The sequence below is a fragment of the Brachybacterium sp. AOP3-A1-3 genome, from assembly GCF_052378285.1.
Taxonomy (GTDB): Bacteria; Actinomycetota; Actinomycetes; order Actinomycetales; family Dermabacteraceae; genus Brachybacterium.
In genome coordinates, this window is record NZ_JBQSXM010000003.1 from 398,287 (window position 1) to 424,432 (window position 26,146).

Annotated in this window: 22 protein-coding genes and 1 other RNA gene; 11 read left to right on the top strand and 12 right to left on the bottom strand. The window is 69.6% G+C overall.

Going from position 1 to position 26,146, the window contains the following annotated elements; all coding sequences use genetic code 11:
• Nucleotides 1–8 precede the first annotated feature (8 nt).
• Nucleotides 9–1,322: a hypothetical protein gene (locus tag ACT3T5_RS07005; RefSeq protein WP_444593989.1), complete on the bottom strand. Its 1,314-nt coding sequence runs from the start codon at nucleotides 1,320–1,322 to the stop codon at nucleotides 9–11.
• A gap of 219 nt (nucleotides 1,323–1,541) precedes the next feature.
• Here ACT3T5_RS07005 and ACT3T5_RS07010 point away from each other — a divergent pair, with 219 nt between their 5' ends.
• The 3 genes from ACT3T5_RS07010 to ACT3T5_RS07020 all read left to right on the top strand — a co-directional run bounded on the left by ACT3T5_RS07010 (nucleotide 1,542) and on the right by ACT3T5_RS07020 (nucleotide 5,361).
• Nucleotides 1,542–2,024 carry a VOC family protein gene (locus ACT3T5_RS07010; protein ID WP_444593990.1) on the top strand — a complete coding sequence of 161 codons (483 nt, stop codon included), beginning with the start codon at nucleotides 1,542–1,544 and terminating at the stop codon, nucleotides 2,022–2,024.
• A 67-nt stretch (nucleotides 2,025–2,091) separates the two neighbouring features.
• Nucleotides 2,092–3,564, top strand: a complete 1,473-nt coding sequence (locus ACT3T5_RS07015) for a dicarboxylate/amino acid:cation symporter (RefSeq protein ID WP_444593991.1) — start codon at nucleotides 2,092–2,094, stop codon at nucleotides 3,562–3,564.
• Nucleotides 3,565–4,041: 477 nt separating this feature from the next.
• Nucleotides 4,042–5,361, top strand: a complete 1,320-nt coding sequence (locus ACT3T5_RS07020; RefSeq protein ID WP_444593992.1) for an MFS transporter — start codon at nucleotides 4,042–4,044, stop codon at nucleotides 5,359–5,361.
• Between the two features lie 28 nt (nucleotides 5,362–5,389).
• On the opposite strand, the gene ACT3T5_RS07025 is transcribed toward ACT3T5_RS07020, so the two are convergent.
• The 3 genes from ACT3T5_RS07025 to ffs all read right to left on the bottom strand — a co-directional run bounded on the left by ACT3T5_RS07025 (nucleotide 5,390) and on the right by ffs (nucleotide 8,128).
• Nucleotides 5,390–6,781 carry a TIGR01777 family oxidoreductase gene (locus ACT3T5_RS07025; RefSeq protein WP_444578533.1) on the bottom strand — a complete coding sequence of 464 codons (1,392 nt, stop codon included), beginning with the start codon at nucleotides 6,779–6,781 and terminating at the stop codon, nucleotides 5,390–5,392.
• Nucleotides 6,782–6,905: 124 nt separating this feature from the next.
• Entirely contained in the window at nucleotides 6,906–7,859 is a 954-nt protein-coding gene (locus tag ACT3T5_RS07030; RefSeq protein ID WP_444578532.1) for a CPBP family intramembrane glutamic endopeptidase, read from the bottom strand.
• Nucleotides 7,860–8,031: 172 nt separating this feature from the next.
• An RNA gene (gene ffs, locus ACT3T5_RS07035) (signal recognition particle sRNA small type) lies at nucleotides 8,032–8,128 on the bottom strand.
• Nucleotides 8,129–8,427: 299 nt separating this feature from the next.
• Between ffs and ACT3T5_RS07040 the strand changes: the two genes are divergently transcribed.
• Nucleotides 8,428–9,972: an alanine/glycine:cation symporter family protein gene (locus ACT3T5_RS07040; RefSeq protein ID WP_444578530.1), complete on the top strand. Its 1,545-nt coding sequence runs from the start codon at nucleotides 8,428–8,430 to the stop codon at nucleotides 9,970–9,972.
• An 88-nt stretch (nucleotides 9,973–10,060) separates the two neighbouring features.
• Here ACT3T5_RS07040 and ACT3T5_RS07045 read toward each other — a convergent pair whose 3' ends face one another.
• Entirely contained in the window at nucleotides 10,061–11,065 is a 1,005-nt protein-coding gene (locus ACT3T5_RS07045; protein ID WP_444593993.1) for an aldo/keto reductase family protein, read from the bottom strand.
• A gap of 129 nt (nucleotides 11,066–11,194) precedes the next feature.
• Between ACT3T5_RS07045 and adh the strand changes: the two genes are divergently transcribed.
• Nucleotides 11,195–12,718 (top strand): aldehyde dehydrogenase, encoded by a 1,524-nt coding sequence (gene adh, locus ACT3T5_RS07050; RefSeq protein ID WP_444593994.1) that lies wholly within the window; start codon nucleotides 11,195–11,197, stop codon nucleotides 12,716–12,718.
• On the opposite strand, the gene ACT3T5_RS07055 is transcribed toward adh, so the two are convergent.
• Entirely contained in the window at nucleotides 12,688–12,831 is a 144-nt protein-coding gene (locus ACT3T5_RS07055; RefSeq protein ID WP_444593995.1) for a hypothetical protein, read from the bottom strand. The two genes, adh and ACT3T5_RS07055, sit on opposite strands and share 31 nt — an antisense overlap.
• Between ACT3T5_RS07055 and ACT3T5_RS07060 the strand changes: the two genes are divergently transcribed.
• Together ACT3T5_RS07060 and ACT3T5_RS07065 are read left to right on the top strand one after the other, a co-directional pair.
• The gene (locus ACT3T5_RS07060) at nucleotides 12,830–13,111 is read left to right on the top strand and encodes a hypothetical protein (RefSeq protein WP_444593996.1); all 282 of its coding nucleotides are present in this window, start codon (nucleotides 12,830–12,832) and stop codon (nucleotides 13,109–13,111) included. The two genes, ACT3T5_RS07055 and ACT3T5_RS07060, sit on opposite strands and share 2 nt — an antisense overlap.
• Complete coding sequence (locus ACT3T5_RS07065; protein WP_444593997.1) at nucleotides 13,108–13,635, top strand: DUF779 domain-containing protein; 528 nt, start codon at nucleotides 13,108–13,110, stop codon at nucleotides 13,633–13,635. The genes ACT3T5_RS07060 and ACT3T5_RS07065 overlap by 4 nt, the downstream gene beginning before the upstream one ends.
• Before the next feature lie 3 nt (nucleotides 13,636–13,638).
• Here the strand turns inward: ACT3T5_RS07065 and ACT3T5_RS07070 are convergent, their stop codons facing one another.
• A complete protein-coding gene (locus ACT3T5_RS07070; protein ID WP_444593998.1) occupies nucleotides 13,639–14,208 on the bottom strand; it encodes a TetR/AcrR family transcriptional regulator in 570 nt (189 codons plus the stop codon).
• 94 nt (nucleotides 14,209–14,302) lie between these two features.
• Here ACT3T5_RS07070 and ACT3T5_RS07075 point away from each other — a divergent pair, with 94 nt between their 5' ends.
• The 3 genes from ACT3T5_RS07075 to ACT3T5_RS07085 all read left to right on the top strand — a co-directional run bounded on the left by ACT3T5_RS07075 (nucleotide 14,303) and on the right by ACT3T5_RS07085 (nucleotide 16,826).
• Nucleotides 14,303–14,902 carry a dihydrofolate reductase family protein gene (locus tag ACT3T5_RS07075; protein ID WP_444593999.1) on the top strand — a complete coding sequence of 200 codons (600 nt, stop codon included), beginning with the start codon at nucleotides 14,303–14,305 and terminating at the stop codon, nucleotides 14,900–14,902.
• 237 nt (nucleotides 14,903–15,139) lie between these two features.
• Nucleotides 15,140–15,916: a phytanoyl-CoA dioxygenase family protein gene (locus tag ACT3T5_RS07080; RefSeq protein ID WP_444594000.1), complete on the top strand. Its 777-nt coding sequence runs from the start codon at nucleotides 15,140–15,142 to the stop codon at nucleotides 15,914–15,916.
• A gap of 7 nt (nucleotides 15,917–15,923) precedes the next feature.
• Complete coding sequence (locus ACT3T5_RS07085) at nucleotides 15,924–16,826, top strand: helix-turn-helix domain-containing protein (protein WP_444594001.1); 903 nt, start codon at nucleotides 15,924–15,926, stop codon at nucleotides 16,824–16,826.
• A 36-nt stretch (nucleotides 16,827–16,862) separates the two neighbouring features.
• Here ACT3T5_RS07085 and ACT3T5_RS07090 read toward each other — a convergent pair whose 3' ends face one another.
• A complete protein-coding gene (locus tag ACT3T5_RS07090) occupies nucleotides 16,863–17,930 on the bottom strand; it encodes an FAD-dependent monooxygenase (protein WP_444594002.1) in 1,068 nt (355 codons plus the stop codon).
• A gap of 571 nt (nucleotides 17,931–18,501) precedes the next feature.
• Between ACT3T5_RS07090 and ACT3T5_RS07095 the strand changes: the two genes are divergently transcribed.
• A protein-coding gene (locus ACT3T5_RS07095) for an IS5 family transposase (protein WP_444594003.1) occupies nucleotides 18,502–19,411 on the top strand; the annotation gives its coding sequence in 2 pieces (ribosomal slippage) (nucleotides 18,502–18,876 and nucleotides 18,878–19,411; 909 coding nt in all).
• 10 nt (nucleotides 19,412–19,421) lie between these two features.
• Here the strand turns inward: ACT3T5_RS07095 and ACT3T5_RS07100 are convergent.
• From ACT3T5_RS07100 to ACT3T5_RS07115, 4 genes are all read right to left on the bottom strand, one after another.
• Nucleotides 19,422–20,837 carry an FtsX-like permease family protein gene (locus ACT3T5_RS07100; protein WP_444594004.1) on the bottom strand — a complete coding sequence of 472 codons (1,416 nt, stop codon included), beginning with the start codon at nucleotides 20,835–20,837 and terminating at the stop codon, nucleotides 19,422–19,424.
• 3 nt (nucleotides 20,838–20,840) lie between these two features.
• Entirely contained in the window at nucleotides 20,841–21,632 is a 792-nt protein-coding gene (locus ACT3T5_RS07105; protein ID WP_444594005.1) for an ABC transporter ATP-binding protein, read from the bottom strand.
• A gap of 337 nt (nucleotides 21,633–21,969) precedes the next feature.
• Nucleotides 21,970–24,138: an ABC transporter ATP-binding protein gene (locus ACT3T5_RS07110; RefSeq protein ID WP_444594006.1), complete on the bottom strand. Its 2,169-nt coding sequence runs from the start codon at nucleotides 24,136–24,138 to the stop codon at nucleotides 21,970–21,972.
• A complete protein-coding gene (locus ACT3T5_RS07115; protein WP_444594007.1) occupies nucleotides 24,135–25,898 on the bottom strand; it encodes an ABC transporter ATP-binding protein in 1,764 nt (587 codons plus the stop codon). Before ACT3T5_RS07115 ends, ACT3T5_RS07110 begins: the two co-directional genes overlap by 4 nt.
• Between the last annotated feature and the right edge of the window lie 248 nt (nucleotides 25,899–26,146).

Here is a 26,146-nt window from a genome sequence, read left to right on the forward strand (position 1 = left end):
GACGTTCCTCACCGTTGGGGACGAGCAGGTTCTGTGGAGGGCCGGTCCGACGGCGTCGGAATCCCCTGAGCGACCTCGTTCGCCCCTGCATTCTCCTGCTCGTTCTCCTGCTCGTCCTCCGGTGGGTTCTCCGATGTGCTCACCCGTGTGTTCAGCCGTGTGCTGGCCTGCGTGGCGGCCCGTGTCGCGTCGAGCTTCTCGCGGCGATGTCGCAGGCTCCCGAAGGTCACCAGGAACGCGATCAGCACCACGATCACCGGCAGGGCGGCGTCCACGACCCACTCGGGCACGGTGAACGGCAGCGAGAAATCCGGGATCCACCCGAACAGCAGATCCGCCAGCCAGTTCCAGGCGTCCACGATGGGGCGGAGCACGGCGGCGATCGCCGACCTGATCGGGGCGAACAGCGCGTCGAAGAACTCCACGACGGGGCGCAGGAGCTCGCCGAACCAGGTCCGGATCGGCTCGGTGGCCTCGGAGATCGCGTCGACGACAGGCCGCACCCGTGCTGCCACCCACTCCTGGACCGGGTCGAGCAGGCCGCTGAACAGGCTGCCGAGACCGAGCAGCGGGATCAGGAAGCCGGCGGCCTTCGCCAGCGCGGAGAGCATCGCGTACTTGGCGGGGTGCGCGATGCGCTTCTCGTCGCGCACGGCCGACGGGCTGTCCGCCGTCGGGACGAGCAGCGTCTTCTCCAGACCGTGGCGCACGTCGACCTCCCCGGCGCCGCCGAGCCCGGCGGTGTGCACCGAGATCACCTCGGCATCCGAGTGGTCCGGCTCCTCCCCCTCGCTGGCCTCAGCGCCGTCGGCCCCGCCGGCGTCGCCCACGTCGTCGGCCCCGTCCGCGTCGTCGGCCCCGTCGGCGTCGTCCGCGTCCTCCGCGTCGTCGGTTCCGTCGACGTCGTCGGCTCGGCGACGCACCGTGCAGCGCACGACGGTGAAGCTCTCGTCGAGGCGGAACCGGAGGTCATCGGAGTCCGACTCGGCTGCCGAGTCCGTCCCGCTGCGAGAACCCGCACCGTCGGCGTCGTCCTCGTCGTCCGGACCGTCCGCTCGACCCTTCTTCGTCGCCTGTTTCCGCGCCTTCTCCTCCGCAGCCGGGTCGTGCTCGATGCCGTCGATGACCACGGTGAAGGAGGTGTCGAGGAGACGGTGACGCACGCGCACCAGGTAGTCATGACCGCCGGCGCGGCCGCGGTACTCGACGTCCGACGCGAACCGGGTCGGCTCCTGCTCGCCGAACGGCTTCTCCTCGTCGGCGACCGGCTTCTCCTCGTCGGCCGGAGCGGAGGTGTCGCGCATGGAGGGTCGATCGTTCATGTCTTCACGATGTCAGCCGCCCGCCCGGCATGCATCCCCCGCAGGGCCGTGACCGCAGCTCCCGCATCGGCCGAGCGGACGATGACGTGCGGACGAAGCGGTGGGGCGGGACGACGGGAGCGCAACCGTGAGAACGACAGCGGGGAACGACAGCGGGGCCCGACAGCGGGGCCCGACAACTCCGTTGACCGAATTCAGGCGTTCCCGAAGACTCTCCGCATGAGCGTTCGCCATTCCCACACCAGCATCGACTGCCATGACGCCTTCGCCCTGTCCCAGTGGTGGCGTCGGATCCTCGACTACGAGATGGACCCGGAGGATCCGAACCTTCCCGGGCACGAGGAGTGCGCGATCCACGATCCCGAGACCGGGCACACGCTGCTGTTCCTCGAGGTCCTCGACGACGAGCTGCCGGCCAAGCGGATCCACCTCGACGTGCGCCCTCGCGAGCGCACGCAGGAGCAGGAGATCCTCTGGCTCGAGCAGCAGGGAGCGGTGGCGGTCGCCGATCATCGCGGCCAGTACGGCCCGGGGTCGGGATGGCTGACCATGGCGGATCCCGAGGGCAACCAGTTCTGCGTGCTGAAGTCCGACGCCGAGCGGGCCGCGATGGCGTCACCGCGCGAGGACGGCAGTGCCGCCGATGCACCTGCTGAGGCGAGGACCGAGGGGAACGCCGATGACTTCCCCGAAACCCCCTAGTTCTCCTAATGTGACCGCTTAGCGTTTTGATTGATCTCTTGACGATGCCCGCGTAACGTCGCCTGCCGTGAGCACATCGACCACCCCCTCCCCCACGACACCGCGGCGCACGCGCAACCCGTTGCGCGCGATCGTCCACATCCCCTTCGGCTGGCAGGTCCTCATCGGACTCGGCCTCGGCGTGGCCCTCGGTCTCGTCGCGGCCCAGATGGGCCCCGTCGCCGTCACGGACGCCAACCCGGACGGCGCCAACTGGCTGACCACCACGCTGAACACCATCGGCACGATCTTCGTGACTCTGCTGAAGGCACTGGTGCCGCCGCTGATCTTCCTCGCGATCATCACCTCGATCGCCAACTTGCGAGGCGTCACCAACGCCGCCCGGCTCGCCGGGAAGACGCTGCTCTGGTTCGCCATCACGTCCCTCATCGCTGTGTCGATCGGTATCGCGCTCGGCGCCGTGACCTCCCCCGGCGCCAACTCCGGGATCTCGGCCGACGCCGCCCAGGCCTCGGACACCCAGGGCGGATGGATGGACTTCCTCACCGGCCTCGTCCCCACGAACTTCCTGGGCATCGAGGGCAGCGCCGGGGACGACGGCACCGTCTCCCTGAGCTTCAACGCCCTGCAGATCCTGGTCATCTCGATCGCCGTGGGCATCGCGGTGCTCTCCGTCGGCGAGAAGGCCGAGCCGTTCCTGAAGGTCACCGGCTCCGCGCTGGAGATCGTCCAGAAGGTGCTGTGGTGGGTCATCCGCCTCGCCCCGATCGGCACCGTCGGCCTGCTCGGCAACGCCGTGGCCAGCTACGGCTGGAACGCGATCGGTCAGCTCGGCGTCTTCGTGGCCGACGTGTACATCGGCCTGTTCCTCGTGCTGCTGGTCGTCTACCCGGTACTGCTGAAGCTCAACGGCCTCTCGATCGGCTCCTTCTTCCGCGGCGTGTGGCCCGCGACCTCGCTCGGCTTCGTCTCCCGCTCCTCGCTGGGCACGATGCCGATGACGCAGTCCGTCACCGAGCGCATGGGCGTGCCGCGCCACTACGCGAGCTTCGCGGTGCCGCTGGGCGCGACCACCAAGATGGACGGCTGCGCCGCGATCTACCCGGCTCTGGCCGCAATCTTCGTCGCGAACTTCTACGGTGTGCCGCTCGGCGTCACCGACTACCTGCTGATCGTGCTGGTCTCCGTGCTGGGCTCGGCCGCGACCGCCGGCATGACCGGCGCGACCGTGATGCTCACCCTCACCCTGTCCACCCTGGGCCTCCCGCTCGAGGGTGTGGGCCTGCTGCTCGCGATCGACCCGATCCTCGACATGGGCCGCACCGCCCTGAACGTCACCGGCCAGTCGCTGGTCGCCGTGATCGTCTCCAAGCGCGAGAAGATCCTCGATCAGCCGGCGTACGACGACGCCCGACGCACCTCCTTCCAGGCCATCCAGGCCGAGGAGGCGCAGGACGCCGCCGACGCTGACGTTGACACGGAGGCCACGGCAGGCGTCGAGTCCGACGCGGACCGCGAGAAGCAGCCCGCCACCGCCTGATCGGCGCCCACCGGCCGCCACGCGCAGGCACCGCAGCGCGCATGATGCCCCGGCCCCTCGACGACATCACCGTCGAGGGGCCGGGGCATCATCTGTGCGCGCTCTGTGCCCCGCGACGCCAACTGCCCCGCCCAGCCTCGCCTCGGCGTTCGACAGACCGCGACGCGCCCACCGATACCCTCGATATATACCTCCACTGATACATATCGGTGGTCTCGTTCGGCGCGCCCTCGACGGAGAGCGCGCAAGGGGCGCCCGCGCCGGGGAGCGACGGCCCACGACCGGGAGCTCCCGCGCCGGGGAGCGCCACCTCCTGGGTGAAACCGCGCACCGCACGCCTCGGAGCTCTGGCCCAACCCTCGCGCCGCCCCTAGAGTGAGGCTGTCAGATCGGCCCGGCTCCACGGGCCCCCGCAGTGCATCTACCTCGGGTCCCTCGGCGGACCGTCCAAGGCGGCACCCACCGTCCGGAGCAGCGATGTCCACGCAGCAGACCACAGCCCCCGCCCCGCAGCAGTCCTCCCCGACCCTGCGCAGCGTCGCCGGGGCTGCCTACTTCCCGATCGCCTTCGTCGCCCGTTTCCCCTTCGCGATGATGGTCGTGGGCACTCTGACCCTCGTCGTCTCCGCTCGCGACTCGATCGCGCTGGGCGGGTTGAACTCCGCGGTCGTGGGCCTGGGCTCCGCGCTCGTCGGCCCCCTGCTCGGTGCCGCGGCGGACCGGATCGGCCAGCGCCCCGTCATCCTCGTCTCCGGGATCGTGAACTCCCTGACCCTGCTCGCGATGGCCGCGGTGGCGTTCAGCGCCCTGCCCGACGCGGCGGTGCTCGCCGTCGGCTTCCTGATCGGCGCCTCGTCGCCGCAGATCGGCCCGCTCTCCCGCAGCCGCCTGGTGCAGCTCATCCTCACCCGCCTGCCCTCCCACCGTCGGGCGAAGAGCCTCAACGGGACGATGGGCTACGAATCCGCGGCCGACGAGACCGCCTTCGTGTTCGGCCCCGTCGTGGTGGGCCTGCTCGCCACCACGCTCAGCCCGGCCGCCCCCATGATCGGCGCCGCGGTGCTCACGCTGCTGTTCGTCACCGCCTTCGCCCTGCACCCCACGGCGAAGGTGGCGGCGCCCACCACCGAGGAGCCCGTCGCGCAGGCCCCGGCCCGTGAGCTGTTCACCCTGCCCGTGCTGGTGATCGTCGCCGGTGCGCTCGGCGTGGGGCTCTTCTTCGGCACGGTCCTCACCTCGCTGACGGCCTTCCTCTCCGACACCGGCCACGGTGACTCGGCGGGGCTCGTCTACGGCGTGATGGGGGTGGGGTCCACGATCCTGGCCCTGAGCATCACCCTGTTCCCCGAGCGGTTCCGGCTGTACGCGCGCTGGCTCACCTTCTCCTCGCTGATGCTGGCCGCGATGCTCGCCTTCGGCCTCGCGGGCAGCCTCACCGGACTCATCGCCGCGATGGCGGTCGCCGGGATCGGCATCGGGCCGACGATCGTGACGCTGTACAGCCTGGCCGCAGACCGCAGCCCTCAGGGACGTTCCGCGACCGTGATGACGATGCTGGGCTCGGCCACGATCGTCGGCCAGTCCGCGGCCTCCGCCGTGACCGGCACGGTCGCCGAGAGCTCCGGATCGCAGGCATCCATGTGGCTGCCCGTCGGCGCCGCCGCTCTCGTGGTGCTCGCCGCCCTCGTCAATGCGCTGGCCTGCCGCACGCCCGCGGGCACCGAGATCTCCGCGGCCGACGAGGAGGTCCTCGAGGAGGCCCGGCGACTCACCGAGCTGCCCTCCGAGCACCTCTGATCCGACACGGAGCGTCGCCTGCGGACCCTCACCGCCACAGCACGTGCTGGAGAGCCTGCTCGAGAGTGGTGTGCGCGGCGCGGAACCCGCTCGCCTGCAGGCGCGCGTCCGAGACGTTCTGATCGGCCTGGATGAGCTCGTCCGCCCCGTCGGCCCCCAGCAGCAGCTTCGGCCCGAACGCCGGGACCGGCACCACGGCCGGCCGGTGCAGCGCCGCGCCGAGAGTGCGCGCGAACTGCCCGGCGGTGACCGGCTCCGGGGCGACGGCGTTGAGCGGTCCGTGTACGTCCGCCGAGAGCGCCGCATGGGCGTAGACCCGCACGATGTCGTCCAGGGTGATCCACGAGGTCATCGAGTCCGCACTGGTCAGGCGGCCTCCCGCCCCGGCGAGGAAGAGCGGCAGCTGGGGCAGCAGCGGCCCACCCCCGTCGGACAGCACGAGAGAGGTGCGCACGAAGACGGTGCGTATCCCCGCCTCGGTCGCCGCGTGGGCGGCATGCTCCCAGTCGCGCACCAGATCGGCGAGGAACCCCTCCCCGCCGGGATCGGCCTCCGTGAGCAGCTCGCCGGGGCGGCGGGGGCCATAGAGGCCGATGGCGCTGGCCTGCACGAGAGCCGAGGGCCCGTTGTCCATGTTCGCGAGGGTGCGGGCGATGAGTGCCGAGCCGTGCACGCGGGAGGAGCGGATCTCGCCGCGCGCGCTGTGGGTCCAGCGGGTGGCGATGGAGCGGCCGGCGAGGTGGATGACCACGTCGACGCCCTCGAGATCGGCGGGGTCCAGGCGCCCGCCCTGCGGGTCCCAGGAGATCTCGTCCGGGCCGACGTCCTCCTCGCGGATCATCCGTCGCACGGTGTGCCCGCCGGTCTCGAGCAGGGCGGCGAGCTGGGTGCCGATGAGCCCGGAGGATCCGGTCAGGGCGATCGTGCGTCGGGGCTGGTCGGCGTAGCGAGCGTGGAAGGCGAGGTCCTCGCGCAGCTGCCGGTCCCGGAACCGGAACACCCGCTGTATCTGGGGGCTCAGCAGCGGCTCGAGGCGCTGGAGGCGGGCGGGGAGCTCGACCTCGAGGGTGTCCCGCACCAGGGTTCCGCCCTCGGAACCGGGATCGGACAGGAGACGATGCTCGTGGCTCCAGGTGCGCCAGGGTCCCCGCACCTGCTGATCGACGAACCGGGCCTCGCCCTCGACATCTCTCTGGTGCTCGCGGTGGCGCAGGATCCAGTGCGGGCGCAGCAGCGACGGCAGGGCGGACGGTCCCAGCCGGGTGCCGACGACGCGGCCCACCTGCAGGCCGCCGGCCGTCGGATCATCCGGCGTGGCGAGGCCGGGCGGGGTGAGGCGCACCAGCGCCCCGGGCCGTTCGTGCCAGGCCAGGACCTCGGCCTGGGGGAAGGGGATCCAATGGGTGGTCTCGATCTTCATGACTGCTCCGTTCCTCGGCGGCGCCGCACGCTCAGGCGGTGCAGGTCCTCGCCGGTAGTGCGGTCCACGCTACGCACAGCATGCGCCCTTGACCAGGGCCTGCCGCATGCACTGCCCGCAGCATTCAGTCCGGGTGCGGAGCTGTGCGGTCCAGGGGCCCGGCAGGTGCGGCCATAGGCGCGACCCCCGCCGGCGTCAGCCCGTCGGCCACCCGCAGGATGACCCACGCGACACCGAGCCACAGGACCCACGAGCTCAGATCCATCACCCACAGCAGGGTCGGATCGACGGGGCCCAGGACGTTCTGCTCGAGCGCGACCCGCAGGCTGTTCAGCAGGCCGTGCCCGATGATCGCCGCCCAGGCCGTCCCGGAGAGACGGCGCAGCACGGACAGCAGCGGCGCGACGGCGACGATCGTGCCGAGATAGCTGACCATCGCGCGACCGGACAGACCCAGCGCGAGCACCACCGGCAGATGCCACAGAGCCCACAACGCGCCGATGGCCAGCGACATCCGCCAGAAGCCGAGCGGCTCGAGCGTGCTCTGCAGCCACCCGCGCCACCCGGCCTCCTCCCCGATCGCGAAGACGGCCTGCATGACCAGAACCACCGGCGCCGCGAGCAGCAGGCCGAGCAGGGGCGGTGCGTCCGCGAGCGGGGACGCTCCGCCGACGACTCCGATCAGCAGGCGGGCCACGGGCACCAGCGTGAAGGCGGTGATCGCGGCGAGCACCGCGATCAGCAGAGCTCTGCCCGAGGGCACGTGCAGGGCGAGGGAGCGCCACCAGGGCTCATCGCGCCGGCGCACGAGGAGCGCCGCGAGCAGCGGGGACAGCTGGGCCAAGGGCACCACCAGACCGAGCGCCGCCGGGGGCAGCAGACCGGTGGCGAGGGGGATCGAGAGGGCAGCGGCGACCGCGGTCGCGATCAGGACGAACAGGCCGACGCGCGCCGGCGAGTCGATGACTCCCTGTGGCGCCGAGGGGGCCGGTGACCGGTGCCGGGAGGCGGGTGCGTCGGGATCGGCGGGGACGTCCGGGACGTCGGGATCGGTGGGGACGACGGGGCGGGAGGACATCGGGGGCTCCTGGGACCGGGTGCGGCGCGCCTGGTGCGACCGCAGCGTCGATGTCCACGCTAGGAAGGGCCCGCGAGCTCCGGTACGGGGAGGTCCGCCGTGCCGAGCGGGGGCAATCCCCCTCGGATCCGCCCGGGGTCACGCCGACGGGGCAGGGCACGTCGTCAGGGCATGAAGCGACCCCTCGTGCACCTGCCAGAGCTCACCTGCCCTTGCTGCCGTCAAGCCCTGGGGGAGTTCAGCAAGATGACACCGCACGAGGGGTCGTGTCCCAGTGTAGCGGCTCTATCGCATGCACTTCGAGCCTCGCGAAGGCGATCCCGCGCACATCGTCCCGCCCGTCGGCTCCGCCCTTCACCGTGGGCAGATCGCCGGGCTCCGAGGCACCTTCTCCTGGGAATCCCCGAGTAGTTTCACGAGCAATCAGGTCACGACCGTGCAACACGCTCGGGATAGCGCGCTTTTCACGGCCCTGTTCAGGTAGGTTCCCTCCAGCACATTCTCGGTGACCCAGGTCACCACCCGCGGTGCCGATGCTGCCACCGCTCCCCCTGACCCTGGAGGTTTCATGCCCTTCGATACCCTGATCACCGGGGCGAACAACCTCGTGTGGTCCCTCCCCTTGGTCGGTCTACTGCTGATCACCGGCCTGTACTTCTCGCTCCGTACTCTGTTCCTGCAGATTCGCTGCATCCCCGACATGCTCGAGCAGCTCAGAAAGGGCGAGTCGTCACCGGACGGCACGTCATCGCTTCAGTCGCTCATGATGTCCCTCGCAGGCCGCGTCGGCATGGGCAACATCGGCGGCGTCGCCACGGCGATCGCCCTCGGCGGCCCCGGCGCCGTGTTCTGGATGTGGCTGATCGCCTTCCTCGGCGCGGCGACATCCTTCATCGAGTGCACCCTCGGCCAGATCTACAAGGAGAAGGACGTCGACACCGGTGAGTACCGCGGTGGCCCGGCGTACTACATCGAGAAGGCCTTCAAGCACACCAAGGCCGCTCCGGCCTTCAAGGCCTACGCGATCGTATTCTCGATCGTCACCGTGATCGCCATGTGCTTCTTCCTCCCGGGCGTGCAGGGCAACGGCATGGCGTCCGCAGCGTACGAAGCGTGGAATCTTCCCCACTGGATCTCCGCCGTAGGCGTCGTCATCCTGCTGGCCTTCATCATCATCGGCGGCGTGAAGCGGATCGCTCGCTTCGCCGTGATCGTCGTACCCGTGATGGCGATTCTTTACATCATCGCCGCCATGGTGGTGTTCTTCGTGAACTTCGACCAGATCGGGCACGTTTTCGGCCTGATCTTCTCCAGCGCCTTCGGTGCGCACGCGATGTTCGGCGCGATCGTCGGCAAGGCCGTGGAGATGGGCGTCAAGCGCGGCCTCTACTCCAATGAAGCGGGACAGGGCACCGGCCCGCATGCGGCAGCCGCCGCTGAGGTCTCCCACCCGGCCAAACAGGGCTTCGCTCAGTCGTTCGCCGTCTACATCGACACCCTGTTCGTCTGCACCGCGACCGCGTTCCTCATCATCTCCACGGACATGTACCAGGTGTTCCAGGGGCCGGAGGAGACGCTTCTCTACGAGGGGTCGGTGCCGGCCGGTACCGATTACGGTCCAGAGTTCTCTCAGAACGGTTTCGAGACCGTGTTCCATGGCCTGGGGCCGACCTTCGTGGCGATCGCACTGTTCTTCTTCGCCTTCACCACGATCGTCGCCTACTACTACATGGCCGAGGTCAATCTGACGTACCTCAACCGCTGGATCCCGAACCGCCTGGTGCGCCGTGCCCTGGTGCGGGCTCTCCAGGCGCTCATCCTGGTTGCCGTGGTCTACGGCTCGGTGACCACCACGGGCAACGCGTGGGCGCTCGGCGACATCGGCGTGGGTGCGATGGCCTGGCTGAACGTCGTGGCGATCCTGATCCTGCAGGGCCCCGCTCTGAAGGCTCTCAAGGACTACCGGCAGCAGAAGAAGCAGGGGTTGGACCCGCAGTTCGACCCCCGCAAGCTCGGCATCAAGAACGCTGAGTTCTGGGAGCTGCGCGCAGACGGCCTGAACCGGCCAGGCAAGAGCGGTGAGCAGCTGAAGAAGGAGACGACCGACGTCTGACACCGCCTCCGCGGATCCCCCCCCCCACCTGCAGAACGGCCGCCCCCCGAGGGGAGCGGCCGTTCTGTCATGGCGCAGGCGCCGACCCTCAGGACAGGCGCTGCGCCGGGGAGACGGTCTTGGCCGGGTCGGTCTCGGGGATGTCACCGAGCACCTCGTCGATGCGCGCCTTCACGTCGGCATCGAGCGTGACGCCGGCGGCCTTGACGTTCTCGGTGATCTGCTCGGGGCGGGAGGCGCCGATGATCGCGCCGGCCACGTTGTCGTTGCTGAGCACCCAGGCCACGGCGAGCTGCGCCATGGTCAGGTCGAGCTCCGCGGCGATCGGCTCGAGGCCCTGCACGGCCTGGAGCACCGGGTCGTCCAGGAAGCGCTTGATCATGTCGGCGCCGCCCTTCTCGTCGCGGGCGCGCGAGCCCTCGGGCGCCTCGGCACCGGGCTTGTACTTGCCGGTGAGGATGCCCTGGGCGACGGGCGACCACACGATCTGGGAGATGCCGAGCTCGCGGGAGGTGGGCACCACGCGCTCCTCGATCACGCGCCACAGCATCGAGTACTGGGGCTGGTTGGAGATCAGCTGGATGCCGAGCTCGCGGGCCAGCTGGTGGCCGGCGCGCAGCTGATCCGCGTTCCACTCGGAGACGCCGATGTAGAGGGCCTTGCCGGAGTGGATGACGTCGGCGAAGGCCTGCATCGTCTCCTCGAGCGGGGTGGCGTCGTCGTAGCGGTGCGCCTGGTAGAGGTCCACGTAGTCGGTCTGGAGGCGGGAGAGGGAGCCGTCGATCGACTCGCGGATGTGCTTGCGCGAGAGCCCGGTGTCGTTGTGCCCCTTCCGGCCCGTCGGGAAGTAGACCTTGGTGAAGATCTCGAGCGACTCGCGCCGCTCGCCCTTGAGCGCCTCGCCGAGCACGACCTCGGCGGCCGTGTTCGCATAGGTGTCTGCGGTGTCGAAGGTGCTGATGCCGGCGTCGAGCGCGGCGCGCACGCAGGCCCGCGCGCGCTCGTCCTCCACCTGGGAGGCGTGGGTGAGCCAGTTCCCGTAGATGATCTCGCTGATCTTGAGGCCGCTGCGGCCGAGGTGACGGTGTTCCATGCCGTTCAGCCTACGGTCGGCCGACAGGGCTTACGATAGTGATCCACGTCATAGCGCGGCAGTCGGCTCCCCGCGGAGCGACCGGACCGGTCGCGCCCCAGTCTCGACGACGAGCACCGAGGAGAACACATGACCGCCTATGCACACCCCGGAACCGACGGCGCGAAGGTCACCTTCAAGCAGCGGTACGAGAACTACATCGGGGGCCAGTGGGTCCCACCGGTCAAGGGCGAGTATTTCGAGAACCCCACCCCCGTGACCGGCAAGGTGTTCACCGAGGTGGCCCGCTCCACCGCGGAGGACATCGAGAAGGCGCTCGACGCCGCCCACGCCGCGGCACCGGCCTGGGGGACGACGTCGGTCGCCGAACGCGCCGTGATCCTCAACAAGATCGCGGACCGTATCGAGGAGAACCTCGAGATGCTGGCCGTGGCCGAGACCTGGGACAACGGCAAGCCGATCCGGGAGTGCCTGGGCGCGGACCTGCCGCTCGCGGTGGATCACTTCCGCTACTTCGCCGGCGCGATCCGGGCCCAGGAGGGCGCGCTCTCGCAGATCGACGACGACACCGTCGCCTACCATTTCCATGAGCCCCTCGGCGTGGTCGGGCAGATCATCCCGTGGAACTTCCCGATCCTCATGGCCGTGTGGAAGCTGGCCCCCGCGCTCGCGGCCGGCAACTGCGTGGTGCTCAAGCCCGCTGAGCAGACCCCTGCCTCGATCCTGGTGCTGGCCGAGCTCATCGGCGACCTGCTGCCGGACGGCGTGCTGAACATCGTCAACGGTTTCGGCGTCGAGGCCGGCAAGCCGCTCGCGTCGAACAAGCGGATCGCGAAGATCGCCTTCACCGGCGAGACCACCACGGGCCGCCTGATCATGCAGTACGCCTCGCAGAACCTCATCCCCGTCACCCTCGAGCTGGGCGGCAAGAGCCCGAACCTGTTCTTCGAGGATGTGGCGTCGGCGAAGGACGACTACTACGATAAGGCCCTCGAGGGCTTCGCGATGTTCGCCCTGAACCAGGGCGAGGTGTGCACCTGCCCGTCGCGCGCGCTCGTGCAGGACTCGATCTACGACGACTTCGTGGCCGACGGGCTGAAGCGCGTCGAGGCGACGAAGCAGGGCGATCCGCTGGACACCGACACGATGATCGGAGCCCAGGCCAGCAACGACCAGCTCGAGAAGATCCTCTCCTACATCGACATCGGCACGAAGGAGGGCGCGAAGCTGCTCACCGGCGGCGAGCGCGCCGATCTGGGCGGGGAGCTCTCCGGGGGCTACTACGTGACGCCCACGGTGTTCGAGGGCGACAACTCGATGCGCATCTTCCAGGAGGAGATCTTCGGGCCGGTGCTCGCGCTGACCCGCTTCACCGACTACGACGAAGCCATCTCGATCGCCAACGACACCCTGTACGGGCTCGGCTCCGGCGTGTGGAGCAGGCAGCAGAACATCATCTACCGCGCGGGCCGGGCCATCCAGGCCGGGCGCGTCTGGGTGAACAACTACCACTCGTATCCGGCGCACTCCGCGTTCGGCGGGTACAAGTCCTCCGGCATCGGCCGGGAGAATCACCTGATGATGCTCGACCACTACCAGCAGACCAAGAACCTGCTGGTCAGCTACTCGGAGAAGAAGCTCGGCTTCTTCTGATCGGCGCGGCCGGCCCGCACTCGCCGGGCCGGCACGACCGGCACGGCCGACGGGCCTGCCCACCAGGGCTCCCCGGACCGGCCCGTCGGCACCATCGCGGGAGGAGAGATCATGCATGAGGAATCGAACCAGCACGACATGAGCATCCCCGGGCCGTACGAGCCCCCGATGCCGCCGCCGGGCCAGCCGCCCACGGATCCACCGGGCCCTCCTCCCGGCCATCCCGCGCAGCCCTTCCCCGGTCAGCCGCTCGAGCCGACGCCCGAGCAGCCCCGACCCGAGCCCGAACCCGATCAGCCACCGCCGGATCAGCCGCCCCCGGGCGCTCCCCCGTCGACCCCCTTCGGGCAGGCCGGCTCCACTCCCTTCGGGACGGGCGGTGGGATCCGATGACCGCCGGACCCGATGGTGCACAGCCGACGACGCTCGGTGCCGATCCCTCGCGACCGACGACGAGCAGCTCCGAGGGGGCGGCGCCGGTGGATCCCGGCCCCGGGCTCCCGCCACCGACCCCGGCCGACGACGTGCTCGAGGCGGAGCCCACGATCGAGGGCGAGGAGTTCTCGCGGGTCGCGTTCACCCAGGCAGCAGTCGCGCAGATGCAGCGGCTCATCGACCGCAACGGCCCCCTGATGTTCCACCAGTCCGGGGGCTGCTGCGACGGCTCCTCCCCCATGTGCTTCCCCGAGGGGGACTTCATCACCGGGGACGCCGACGTGCGCATGGGTCATGTCGAGGTCCCTCTGCCGGACGGTGGCACCTCGCCGCTGGACTTCTGGATGAGTCGCGAGCAGTTCGCCTATTGGCGCCACACGCACCTGACGATCGATCTGGTCGACGGGCGCGGCGGCGGTTTCAGCCTCGAGACTCCCGACGGGAAGAGGTTCCTGACCAGGTCGCGGATGCTGACGGACTGACCGTCATCTCGGCAACAGCCTGTCGACCAGTGCGTCGAGGATGTCGTCGATCGGCTCCTCCGGCATCAGCGGGTCCGTGAGCTGGTCCAGCATCAGGCCGTCCATCGCGTAGTGGAACAGCGCGATCTCGTCGGCCCCTCCCGGGAGTCCGGCCCGGGCGTTGAAGGCGACGTCCGCGGCGAAGCCCTCGCGCCGCCAGCGACCGAGGAGCTCAGCGATCTCCGGCCGACGGGTGCTCTCCAGACGCAGCTCGAACAGGGCGATCGCCACCTGCCGGTCGCCGAGCAGCCGGCGTGCGATGTCGCGCAGATACTGACTGAACAGCTCCCTGCTCGGCGGCAGACCCTCGTGCTCGCGCAGGAACTTCTCGCTCGGCGCGAGTCGTTCGCCGATGCGCCCCACCAGGCCTTCGATCAGCGCGGTGCGTGAGGGGAAGTAGTTCGACGCCGTGCCGAGAGGAACCCCGGCGGCGCGGTCCACGGCGCGGTGGGTCAGGCCGCGAGCCCCCTCGTCGGCGAGGACGGACAGGCCGGCGTCGGCCAGTGCCCGTCGGCGGTCATCGTTGCGAGCCATGGAAGCACCCTAGCGCGAACCACCACAGGTGTCGTACTCTCGACCACCACAGCTGTCGTGGTCCGCGACGGCGTCCCGCACCCCTGGAGTCGACATGCGTGAGCTCATCTATTACGTCGCCGTGAGCCTGGACGGCTATATCGCCGGCCCCGAGGGCCAGTTCGACAGCTTCCCCACCGAAGGGGACCACATGGACGTCCTGCTCGAGGAGTACCCCGACACCATCCCCACCGACATCGCCGCGCATCTCGGCATCGACCAGTCCAGCGGTCGCTTCAGCACCGTCCTGATGGGCGCGGCCACCCACGCCGTGGGACTGCCGGACATGCCCAGCCCGTACCGGCACCTCGAGCAGGTGGTGTTCACCCACCGCGAGCTCGAGCCCGCGGAGAATCTGACCACGACGGACGCGAACCCCGTCGAGGTCGTGCGCGAGCTGAAGCAGCGCGGCGAGGGCTCGGGCGGCGGCAGGGATGGCGGCACCGGCGACATCTGGCTGTGCGGGGGCGCCGACCTCGCCTCCCAGCTGCGCGGCGAGATCGATCGCCTGGTGCTCAAGCGGCAGCCGCTCCTGTTCGGCGGTGGCATCCCGCTGTTCACCCCCGGCGACTACGAGCCCGTCCGCTTCGATCACGTCCGCACACGTGACTTCGACAGCGGGGTCGCGCTCACCGAGTACGTGCGGCGCCCCTGAGCGCAGGCGGCCGGCCAGCCTCGCGGCACCCCGGCTCGTCGTCCGGATCACCGGCTCGGCCCGGATATCGACACCGGGCGCCCCGACCGAGATCGGTCACCGCCCGGTGCCGCACAGAGAGCATGGCCGTCCCGCGAACATCCGCGTCCGCTCTCTGCCTGGTGGGCCCGCGCAGAGCTTCCTAGGCTCGAGGAGCACGCACAGCTGACCGCACACCACTCCCACGAAGGGTCGATGATGACCACCCTCTCCACTGCTCCCGCAGACCTCGACGCACTGGCCGATTCCTATGACGAGCAGGGCTACGTCCTGGTCAAGGGACTCCTCACGAAGGAGGAGGCGGCCGAGTACCGCACTCGCAGCCACGAGCTGATCGCCTCCCTGGACCGCAAGGACGACGCCACCTGGGACTCCGCCTCCGCCAGCGCGATGGGCCGGAAGACCAGCCTCCAGCACCTGCACGACGCCCAGTTCTACGACGCCGCGTACACCCGCCTGCTCACGGATCCGCGCTTCACGTCCGTCGCGGCGGCTGTTCTGCGCACCCCCAACGTGCAGCTGCATCACACCAAGATGTTCATCAAGCCGCCGGAGAACGGCTCCCCGTTCCCTCCTCACCAGGACTACCCCTTCTTCCCGCACAAGCACCACAAGGTGGCCGCGGCGATCTTCCACTTCGATGACGCCCCGGACGTCAAGGGCTGCGTGCGCGTCGCCCCGGGCAGCCACAAGGCCGGGCCTCGCGAGCACGACCCGGAGGGCAGCTTCCACCTCCCCGACTTCCCCACCGACCAGCTCGTCCCGATGGAGGCCGAGGCCGGTGACGTCATCTTCTTCACCTACTTCACGGTGCACAGCTCCGGCGTCAACATGAGCGACGAGGCCCGCACCACGTGGCTCGTGCAGTTCCGTGACCCCGCCGATCCGCCCATGACCGACCAGCACAAGGAGTCCCTCGGCCAGGGCCTCATCCTGGCGGGATGTGATCCCACGGGCCGGGCCGAGCAGGCATGATGCTCGGGTGACCCTCGATTCCGTCGCCCGTGCGACGACCTTCGTCGACCTCGCCGGTCTGCTCGTGACCGGCGAGGTCGACGGGTTCGACGTCGACTACCTCAGCTGGGGCTTCTACGCGCCCGCCGTCTGGCGCAACTACGCGCACACGCACTCCTACTTCGAGGTGTGCCTGGCCTACTCGGGTTCCGGCACCTTCAGCGTCGAGGGCGACGTGCAGGAGATCGAGGAGGGCGCCCAGTTCGTAGCGCGACCGGGCGACGTGCACGAGATCATCTCCGATCCCGTCGACGGGCTCGGGATCGCGTTCTGGGGTTTCACCCTGCAGCCGACGGGTGCGACGTCGGCCTCGGCCCCCGGGTGGTGGAGCGGACTGCTGCGCGCCGACCGCCCGCTGGTCTCCTCCGAGCTCGGGTCCCTGCCCGTGCTGATCGCGGCACTGGCCGCGGAGGCCGCCGCTCCACGCTCCGGGGTCAGCGAGCAGCTCAAGGCGCTCGGCACCGCTCTGGTGATCGAGACCGCACGGGCCTTCGCCGCGCCCGACGACCTCGCCGTCGCCCTCGACCCGGAAGCCCGCACCACCTCGAGCGTGGCCTCCATGGAGCGCTACCTCGCCGACAACCTCGCACGCCCGGTGCAGGTGCGGGACGTGGCCGCGGTCGTGCACCTCTCCGCACGGCATGCGGCGCGGCTCTTCGCGCGGGAGACCGGGGAATCGCTCATGGCGATGCTGCGCCGGCTGCGCCTGGAGCGCGGCGCCCACCTGCTGCTGGAGACCGACGACCCGATCGCCCAGGTGGCCCGCACCTGCGGCTATCCCGAAGCGCGCCCGTTCATCACGGCGTTCCGCCGCTACTTCGGGCAGCCGCCCGGCACCTTCCGCAGCAACGGCGGCACCCTGCACCTGTGAGGCGGGCACGGCGCTCACCTCTGGGGTGAGCGTGCCTCAGGCGGCGACGAACTGGCGGCTGAGCAGGCGGCTCACGCCGGGCAGGCCGATCGCGCGGCGCCCCACCTGCTGCAGCCGCAGCTGGAACGCGGTGGCCGGGATGAAGGCCGACGCGCTGAGACGACCGGAGCGCCGCACCTTCTCCGCCGTGGGCCGCCACCGTCGCTCGTACTCCGCCAGGCCCACCTCGATGTGCGGACCGGCGGCCCGCAGGCTCCGGGCCAGCGCCTCGGCACCGGCGATCGCGAGGGAGGTCCCCTGCCCGGCGAGCAGCGACGGCGCGTGGGCGGCGTCCCCGGCGAGCACCACACGTCCGCGGCTCCAGCGCGGCGCATAGCTCTGGGCCACGAGATCGTCGTAGAAGGAGTCCGGGACGTGGGTGAGAGCCCGGTCGATCTGCGGGTGCAGGCCGCTGAACCGCCGACGCAGACGATCGGGGTCCGGGACGGGACGCTCCGTGTCATGGCGGTCGACGCGTTCGGCGAACATGACCCCCACCTGATCGACGTCGGCCGCATACAACCAGCCCACCCGCTGGATCGAGTCGGACATGAGCATCCGCTCCCCCAGCTCGCGGGCCAGCTGCCGATCCTCGAAGAGGTAGCTGGCGGCGCGGTACCCCATCGGCAGGATCGGGCCGTGGCCGGGGGCGACCTGCTCGCGCACCGGCGAGCGCACGCCATCGCAGGCGACTACCAGATCGGACTCCGGCACCTCGCCCTCCGCGGTGACGACTGCCGCTCGCCCTGGGCCGACGTCCTCCACCTCGACCACGCGGGTGCCGTAGCGGAGGTCCACGGAGTCCGGGAGCTGAGCGAGCAGCCCGAGCTCGACCTCGGGGCGGAGGATCGAGAAGTAGCGCCCGCCGGCGGCCTCGACCAGGGGGCCGGCGTCGATCGTGCCGCTGTCGGATCCGTCCGGCAAGCCGTAGCGGACCCCGTCGAACACGTGCCCGCGCAGGCGCAGCTCCTCGAGCACGCCCATCCGCTCCGCGGCGACGAACCCGGGGCCGAAGAAGTCGATCATGTAGCCGCCGCCGCGTGGCCCCGGGGAGGACTCCAGCACGGTGACGAGATGGTCGGGGCCGAGCTCATGGGCCAGCCAGCGCGAGGCCGCAGACCCCGCCGCCGACGATCGTGATGTCCATGCGCCGACGCTACTCCCCGCGAGTGGTCCAGACCACACAGCACCGGTCGCTGAGCGCCCCGGTCCTCGTGCTCCCCGCCTCGTGTCCCACGCCCCACGCCCCACGCCCCACGCCCCACGCCCCACGCCCCAGCGAATCCGACGCAGCCACCATGCCCCGCGACCACGATCGCGGCCACAGCCACAGCCACGGCCACGGCCACGGCTGCCGACTACCGATAACCGATTGCCAGCGGGGCAAAGTTGGGGGAATGGCGAGCTCATTCCCCCAACTTTGCCCCGCTGGCCCTGCACCCCAGGCGGGGGACGCGTGCCGGGGTCGGGGGTACAGAACGTGAGCCCAGGCGAGGAATCCGTGACCGGGCAGCGCGAGGTACAGCTCGGCGGGGCAGCGCCTGGCTAGGCGTGAGCGGGGCCGTCCGGGGTGTCGGGCGCCTGACTAGGGCGTGTCTCCTATATGTGCGGCGGTTTCGCTTGAGAGCCTGGGTCTATGGCTACGGCGACGACTCGATATCGGGTCCTGTCCGACGAGCAGTGGGAGCGGATCGAGCCGCTGTTGCCGTCGAACACGGGACGCAAAGGGCATCCGTTCCGTGAGAATCGGAAGATCGTCGAGGGCATCATCTACCGGTCCCGCACCGGGATCCCGTGGCGCGATCTGCCCCGTGAGCAGTTCGGCCCCTGGCAGACGGTATGGAAGCGCCACTATCTCTACGCTCGGCTCGGAGTCTGGGACCGAGTCCATGCCGCGCTGATGGCGCAGGCCGACGCGGCAGGAGACATCGACTGGACGGTCTCGGTGGACTCGACGATCAACCGTGCCCACCAGCACGGGACCAACACCACTCGTCCTGATCAGCCCACAGGGGGCGGGAGCGAACCACAAGAATCTGACCGCTGAGGAACCCGAGGGCCACGCGGTGGGCAGGTCACGTGGCGGGCTGGGCAGCAAGGTCCATGCCGCGGTCGACGGCAACGGCATGCCGTTGGCGATCGTGCTGACCGGCGGTCAACGCCACGACGGCGCGATGCTCGTCGAGGTCCTCGACGACATTCGAGTCCCGCGCCTTGGGCCCGGCAGGCCCCGGTCCCGGCCTACTGCAGTGGTCGCAGACAAGGCCTACTCCTCGGGCAAGACCCGACGGATGCTTGCAGCGCGGGGCATCAAGGCCGTGATCCCGCAGAAGTCCGACGAGATCGCTCACCGCGAGAAGAAGGGCACTCGCGGCGGACGCCCACCCGGCCTCGATCAGACCGCATACGCTGGCCGCAACGTCGTCGAGCGGCAGTTCGGACTGGCCAAGCAGTGGCGCGGGATCGCCACCCGCTACGACAAACACGCCATCACCTACCGCGCCAGCGTCGTCCTCTGCGCCGTCATCGCCTGGCTACGCAAGTAGGGGAGATGCCCTAGTCCGCGACGAGGCGGGCGATGAGGGCTGGTTCGACCTCGCGGAGCGAGCGGAGGGTTGGGATCACGGTCGCGCTGATGGTGATCACCATGGTGGCGGTGACGGTGACAGCGAACATCGCCGTCGGCGGCACAAAGGCGTATGTCATGCCCGCCGCTGGGAGGCCCACGGTGAGGACGGCGAGGGCGCCCGCAGCCATGATCAGGCCCAGGAGGGTCGCGGTGACCGTGATGATCACTGCCTCCAGCATGGGCACGAGGACGCGTTGGCCTGGTGTGGCACCGACGATGCCGAGCAGAGCGAGCTCTGCATCGCGCTGCCGGGACATCATGATCAGCGAGCCGACGCCGCCGGCGAGGGAGATCAGCAAGGGGAGACCGAGAAAGACCAGCAGCGACGCCGGACCCGTCGCGGTGATCTCGATGTCGTAGCCGTTCGCGATCAGGGTGGATTCGAGCGAGCCCCAGATGCCCAGCATGCCCAGCAGGAGCCCGATCGTCATCATCACCGGGACCACTGATCGGGTCAGCCGTCGAGCCCGTGAGGTCACGGTCCGTCGGGCCATCTGCCAGCTCGCGGACGGCAGGGGAAGCAGGCGAACCCAGGCTCGGGTCAGTGGTCCGATGAGGACCGGTGCCAGGAGGGCGAGGAACACGGCCATGACGATCAGGACGGACATGCTGAGCATGATCAAGTTGCTGACGGTCTCAGAATCAGGCTCTGCCGTGAAGACCGTGATCGTCGCGTAGGCAGCGGCCAGGACCAGCGCCGTCAGTACCGTCCCGATGATGCGCCCGATCGTCATACGGAGCGTCTGGCCGTCAGCGGAGTGTTCACGCAGTGCCTCCACCGGGGCGGTCAGGCTTCCACGCACGGCTTGTCGGAGACCACCGAGGGCCGCGATGGCCATGGCGCCCAGGGTGGTGAGGAGGAAGGGCCAGATCGAGTAGACCGGTTCTGGTGCCGGCATCGGGGTTCCGGCCTGGACGCGCTCGAAGGCCAGGAACCCCAATGCTGGCCTCAGAGCGAGCAGGGCAAGAAGGGAACCGATCAGCGAACTGGCGAGGCTGACCGTCACGAGCTGGAACATGACCGTGCCGACGATCTGCAGCGGGGTGGCACCGTTGAGCGCGAGCCGCGCCAGGGCGCCTCGACGCGCGCTCAGCGCCAGGTTGGTGGCGGTGCTGATGACGACCATCCCCACGACAGCGCAGAAGAGAAGGTTCTGCGCAGGGGTAATGACGAAGGCCGTGGAGTCCAGCGGATCGAGGTGCCCCTTCTGGACGGCCCGCGAACCGGCCACTAGCGTGAGCGCCGAGAGGACGAGCGTGAAGTTCGTCGTGATGAAGCCGAGGCTGACGCCGAGCCAGGTGGTCCAGGAGTCGCGGAGCTCAGCCAGTTGGAGGCGATGCACGGATCAGACCTCCTGGCTCTCGGTGCTCAGGCGGGCGAGAGTGTCGGCCACCTCGCTCACCGAACGGGGGCGGAGTTCGTAGACGAGTCGCCCGTCGGCGAGGAACAGTACCCGGTCGCAGTGTGCGGCGACCGCCGGATCGTGGGTGACGAGCAGAACGGCGCGCCCGGGCTGGCGGGAGATGTCGGTGAGCCTGGACAGCACCAGTTCACCGGATCTGCTGTCGAGGGCGCCGGTCGGCTCGTCGGCGAAGACGATCTGCGGCTGCTGGGACAGTACGCGGGCCAGTGCGGTGCGCTGCTGTTCGCCGCCGGACATCGAAGGTGGCCGGGCGTCGAGGCGGTGCGCAAGTCCCACATGGTCGATCACCTCGAGCAGCTCGTCGCGAGGCGGCTTGTGCCCTGCCAGCAGGTACGGGAGCGCGACGTTCTCGTACGCGGTGAGGGTCGGGATCAGGTTGTAGGACTGGAAGACGAAACCGATGTCGTGGCGGCGCATCTTTGCCAGGGCCGTCCTCGACTGGCGCCCGAGCTCGATGCCGTTCAGGCGGACTCCGCCACTGCTGGGCTTTTCGAGGCCGGCCAGGCAGTACAGCAGGGTGGACTTCCCCGATCCTGAAGGGCCCATGATCGCGACAAGTTCGTTGGCCGGAACCTGCAGCGAGACCTCGTGCAGGATCGGCAACTCGCGGCCGTCAACAGCGAAGGACTTGGAGATCTGCACAGCGTCGATCGCTGCCGGCGTGGCGACGCTGCTCGCGTCGTCCGTCCGCGGTGGGTTCGTCATGGTGCTCATCTCTGCCTATTCCTGTGGTTCTCGCCGTCCACCCCGTCAGAGTCGCCAACAAGGGGATACACAAGATCTATCAGCGGCGGAGGCCAGCGGGAACACGATGCTGCGGATCCTGGGCGAAAGTTGGTGACTACGCGACCATCGGCCAGTCTTCGAGGGGCACCGAGTCCAGCATTGATGCGAGCTCGCGGTGGATCACGCGCTCCCACTGCTCGCCGGACAGGACCTGATGTCGAGTCATCGCGGTAGCCAAACATCCAGGCCCTCAAGCGACACTGCTTCACATAAGGGAGACACGCCCTAGGCGTGAGCGGGGCCGTCCGGGGTGTCGGGCGCCTGGCTAGGCGTGAGCGAGGCCGTCCGGGGTGTCGGGCGCCTCGCCGGCCACGGCGGCCACCTCGCCGGTGACGGCTGCGGAGCCCGCCAGCACGGCGTCCTCCGCGTCGGGATCCACACCGCCGGCGAACTGCGACCAGTAGAGCCGGTGGTAGGCACCCTCGGCCTCGAGCAGCGCGTCGTGATCGCCCTGCTCGACGATGTCGCCGTGCTCCATCACGAGGATCACGTCGGCGTCGCGGATGGTGGAGAGCCGGTGGGCGATGACGAAGCTGGTGCGGTCGGTGCGCAGCGCCGCCATCGCCTCCTGCACGAGGACCTCGGTGCGGGTGTCCACCGAGGAGGTGGCCTCGTCGAGGATCAGCAGCGCCGGGTCGGCGAGGAAGGCGCGGGCGATGGTGATCAGCTGCCGCTCACCGGCGGAGATGTTCGCACCCTCGTCCTCGATCACGGTGTCGTAGCCGTCGGGCAGGGTGTGCACGAAGCGGTCCACGAAGGTGGCGGTCGCCGCCGCGATCACCTCGTCGTCACTCGCGTCCAGGCGCCCGTAGCGGATGTTCTCGCGGATCGTGCCGCCGAACAGCACGGCATCCTGCAGCACCATGCCCACCTGGCTGCGCACCGCGCCGCGGTCCAGGGCACGGATGTCCACGCCGTCGAGTCGGATCTCGCCGCCGTCGATCTCGTAGAACCGCATGATCAGGTTGACCAGAGTGGTCTTGCCCGCGCCGGTGGGTCCCACGATCGCGATGGTCTGGCCGGGTTCGGCGACCAGGGCGAGGTCCGTGATCAGCGGCTTGTCGGCCGTGTAGGAGAAGGCGACGTGGTCGAACTCGATGCGCCCGCGGGTGGGGGCGGTGAGCTCGGCTCGCTCGATGCGGCGGCGCGGGAGCGCACCGTCGGTGACGGGACCGTCGAGAATGGCGGACCCGTCGGGAGCAGCGGCGGCACTGTCGGGAGCGGCGTCCGGGGCGGTGATCTCCCCGTCGGCCTCCTGCTCCTCGGCGTCGAGCAGCTCGAAGATCCGCTCGGCCGACGCCACGCCGGAGATCAGCATGTTCGCCATGCCGGCCACCTCGCCCAGCGGCGCGTTGAACTCGCGCGAGTACTGGATGAAGGCGACCACCTGGCCGAGGCTGAGCTGCCCGCTGGCGATCCGCAGACCGCCCACCACGGCGATCCCCACGTAGCCCAGGTAGGTCACCCACTGCATGATCGGCATGATCATGCCGGAGTAGAACTGGGCCTTGAAGGACGCCTCGTACAGCTCCTCGTTGCGCGTATCGAACTGCTCGAGCATCGAGTCCTGGCGGTCGAACACGGTGACCAGGTCGTGGCCGGTGAAGGACTCCTCGACGTGGCCGTTCAGCCGTCCGGTGTTGCGCCACTGCGCGGTGAACAGCTTCTGCGACTTCGATCCGATGAAGCCGATGACCACGCCGGAGACCGGCAGGGCCACCAGGGCGATCACGGCCAGCTGCCAGGAGAGGTAGAACATCATCGCCGTGATGCCCACGATGGTGAGAACCGCGTAGACCAGGGAGGCGAAGGCCTGCTGGAGGGCGGTCTGCACGTTGTCGACGTCGTTGGTGGTGCGCGAGAGCAGGTCACCGCGCTGGCGGGTGTCGAAGTACGAGAGGGGAAGACGGTTGACCTTCGCCTCGATCTTCTCGCGCAGGCGGTACACGATGCGCATGACCACGTCGTTGAGCAGCCGCCCCTGCAGCCAGTCGAACAGGGCCGCCACGAGGTACATGCCCAGCACGATCAGCAGCAGCCGGCCCAGCGCCGGGAAGTCGACGCCGTTCCCGGTGCGGACCCCGTCGAAGATGACGTCCATCGCGTCGCCGAGGATCGAGGGTGCCCATACGGTCAGCGCCGTGGAGATGATCCCGAAGGCCAGCACGATCCCGAGGCTGAGCTTGTGGTCGGCGAAGGTGCCGGCCAGACGCATCGCGGAGGGCCAGAACGCCTTAGCCTTGCGCGGCGCGGACTCGCCCCACTCGCCGCTCATGGAGTCCTGCATCTCGAGGATCTCGGCCTCGGTGAGGTCTGCGGCGGCCGCCCCGGAGCGCGGCGTCGCCCCTGTGGCGGACGGGGCCGACGGGTTCTGCGAGCCGGTTCCGTCGGCCGGATCCGTCCCGGCCCTCTTCTGCTTCTTCGCGGCGCTCATGCCGGCTCCTCCACGGTGATCTGGGAATCGACGATCTCCCGGTAGGTCTCACTGGACTCCAGCAGCTCCTCGTGGGTCCCGCGGCCCACGATCCGGCCCTCGTCGAGCACGAGGATCTGGTCGGCGCCGGTGATGCTGGAGATGCGCTGGGCGACGACGATCCGCGTCGCCCCCTCGGTGTGCGCATCGAGCCCGGCGCGCACCGCGGCGTCGGTGGCGACGTCGAGGGCGGAGAAGGAGTCGTCGAAGACGAACACCCGGGGCCGGGCCACCAGGGTGCGGGCGATGCACAGGCGCTGGCGCTGCCCGCCGGAGACGTTGGTGCCGCCCTGGGAGACGAGGGATTCCAGGCCCTTCGTCACGCCCTCCCCCTCGCCGGTCGTGCGGTCGGCGACGAACTCGGTGGCCTGGGCGATGTCGAGCGCCCGCCACAGCTCGTCGTCGTCGGCCGTCGGATCACCGAAGCGCAGGTTGTGCGCAATGGTGCCGGAGAACAGGTACGGCTTCTGGGGCACGAGGCCGACGGTCGCGGAGATCGTGGCGCGGGAGAGGTCGGTGACCGGCACCCCGTCCAGCAGCACCTGGCCGCCGGTCGCGTCGTGCAGGCGCGGGATGAGATTGATCAGCGTGGTCTTCCCCGAGCCGGTGGAGCCGATGATCGCCGTGGTGCGGCCCGCCTCGGCGGTGAAGGAGACGCCGTCGAGCACGGCGGCCTCGGCGCCCGGATAGGAGAAGGTGACATCGCGGAACTCGACCGTCGCACCGCCGCCGGCCCGATCCAGGGAGACGGGACGGGAGCTCTCGGCGAGGGTGGGCGTGGTCTCGAGGACTTCGCCGATGCGGCGGGCGCTGATGATCGCGCGCGGGAACATCATGAACATGAAGGTGCCCATCATGACCGCCATGAGGATCTGCAGGAGGTACTGCATGAAGGCTGTCAGCGAGCCGACCTGCACGAGCCCCGCATCCACGCGGTGACCGCCGAACCAGAGCACGGCGGCGGTGGCCAGGTGCAGCACCACGGTGATCGCCGGGCCCATGATCACGAACAGCCGGCCGATCCGCACCGAGGTGTCGGTGAGAGTCGCATTGGCGTCCTCGAAGCGGGCGGTCTCGTGCTTCTCGCGCACGAAGGCCCGCACCACGCGGATGCCCATGATCTGCTCGCGCATCACGGAGTTGATCGAGTCGATGTTGTCCTGCATGCGCTGGAACAGCGGCATGAGCTTCGTGACCAGCAGGCCCACGATGACCATCAGCACCGGGACGGCCACCCACACCAGCCAGGAGAGGCCGGGGTCCTCCTGGATCGCCATGACGATCCCGCCGATGGACATGATCGGCACCATGACCATGAAGTTCAGCGTCATCAGCACGAGCATCTGCACCTGCTGCACGTCGTTGGTGCCGCGGGTGATCAGCGTGGGGGCGCCGAAGCGTCCCATCTCCTCGGTGGAGAAGCGGTCCACGCGGGTGTAGATGGAGCGGCGGATGTCCCGCCCCATGCCCATCGCCACGCGTGCCCCGAACCAGACGGAGATCACTGCCGTGATGACCTGCACCATCGCGACGATCAGCATGACTCCGCCGATGCGCCAGATGTAGTCGGTATCGCCCGTGGCCACGCCGTTGTCGATGATGTCCGCGTTGAGGCTGGGCAGGTACAGCGTGGCCAGCACGGTCGCGAGCTGCAGCACGATCACGGCGGCGACGTGCGGGAGATAGGGGCGGAGGTGTCGCCGGATGACGGTCCAGAGCATGGAGGGTCCTTGGTGAGGGATCAGGCTGGGGCACGGCAGTGCTCGCACCGCGATCGGCGGCAGGAGCAACGGTAGGGGCAGTGGCGGACAGATCCTGTCCGCGAAGCGAGCCGCAGCCCGAGCGCGGCACGGCAGGACACGACACGACCCGGGTAGGGCGGCAACAGTCCATTATTTCGGAGTGCACGGCGCACCGCACCCGACTTTTGGAGGAGGTCGCGGACCGCATCTTTCTGTGCACTCAGCGG

What these genes read in the sequence shown, in the direction of transcription:
- ACT3T5_RS07080 (WP_444594000.1), top strand. Translation starts at nt 15,140, where the DNA reads ATGACCACCCTCTCCACTGCTCCCGCAGACCTCGACGCACTGGCCGAT.
- ACT3T5_RS07040 (WP_444578530.1), top strand. Translation starts at nt 8,428, where the DNA reads ATGCCCTTCGATACCCTGATCACCGGGGCGAACAACCTCGTGTGGTCC.
- ACT3T5_RS07005 (WP_444593989.1), bottom strand. Translation starts at nt 1,322, where the DNA reads ATGAACGATCGACCCTCCATGCGCGACACCTCCGCTCCGGCCGACGAG.
- adh (WP_444593994.1), top strand. Translation starts at nt 11,195, where the DNA reads ATGACCGCCTATGCACACCCCGGAACCGACGGCGCGAAGGTCACCTTC.
- ACT3T5_RS07045 (WP_444593993.1), bottom strand. Translation starts at nt 11,065, where the DNA reads ATGGAACACCGTCACCTCGGCCGCAGCGGCCTCAAGATCAGCGAGATC.
- ACT3T5_RS07030 (WP_444578532.1), bottom strand. Translation starts at nt 7,859, where the DNA reads ATGTCCTCCCGCCCCGTCGTCCCCACCGATCCCGACGTCCCGGACGTC.
- ACT3T5_RS07020 (WP_444593992.1), top strand. Translation starts at nt 4,042, where the DNA reads ATGTCCACGCAGCAGACCACAGCCCCCGCCCCGCAGCAGTCCTCCCCG.
- ACT3T5_RS07060 (WP_444593996.1), top strand. Translation starts at nt 12,830, where the DNA reads ATGCATGAGGAATCGAACCAGCACGACATGAGCATCCCCGGGCCGTAC.
- ACT3T5_RS07010 (WP_444593990.1), top strand. Translation starts at nt 1,542, where the DNA reads ATGAGCGTTCGCCATTCCCACACCAGCATCGACTGCCATGACGCCTTC.
- ACT3T5_RS07075 (WP_444593999.1), top strand. Translation starts at nt 14,303, where the DNA reads ATGCGTGAGCTCATCTATTACGTCGCCGTGAGCCTGGACGGCTATATC.
- ACT3T5_RS07105 (WP_444594005.1), bottom strand. Translation starts at nt 21,632, where the DNA reads ATGAGCACCATGACGAACCCACCGCGGACGGACGACGCGAGCAGCGTC.
- ACT3T5_RS07110 (WP_444594006.1), bottom strand. Translation starts at nt 24,138, where the DNA reads ATGAGCGCCGCGAAGAAGCAGAAGAGGGCCGGGACGGATCCGGCCGAC.
- ACT3T5_RS07065 (WP_444593997.1), top strand. Translation starts at nt 13,108, where the DNA reads ATGACCGCCGGACCCGATGGTGCACAGCCGACGACGCTCGGTGCCGAT.
- ACT3T5_RS07070 (WP_444593998.1), bottom strand. Translation starts at nt 14,208, where the DNA reads ATGGCTCGCAACGATGACCGCCGACGGGCACTGGCCGACGCCGGCCTG.
- ACT3T5_RS07055 (WP_444593995.1), bottom strand. Translation starts at nt 12,831, where the DNA reads ATGATCTCTCCTCCCGCGATGGTGCCGACGGGCCGGTCCGGGGAGCCC.
- ACT3T5_RS07115 (WP_444594007.1), bottom strand. Translation starts at nt 25,898, where the DNA reads ATGCTCTGGACCGTCATCCGGCGACACCTCCGCCCCTATCTCCCGCAC.
- ACT3T5_RS07025 (WP_444578533.1), bottom strand. Translation starts at nt 6,781, where the DNA reads ATGAAGATCGAGACCACCCATTGGATCCCCTTCCCCCAGGCCGAGGTC.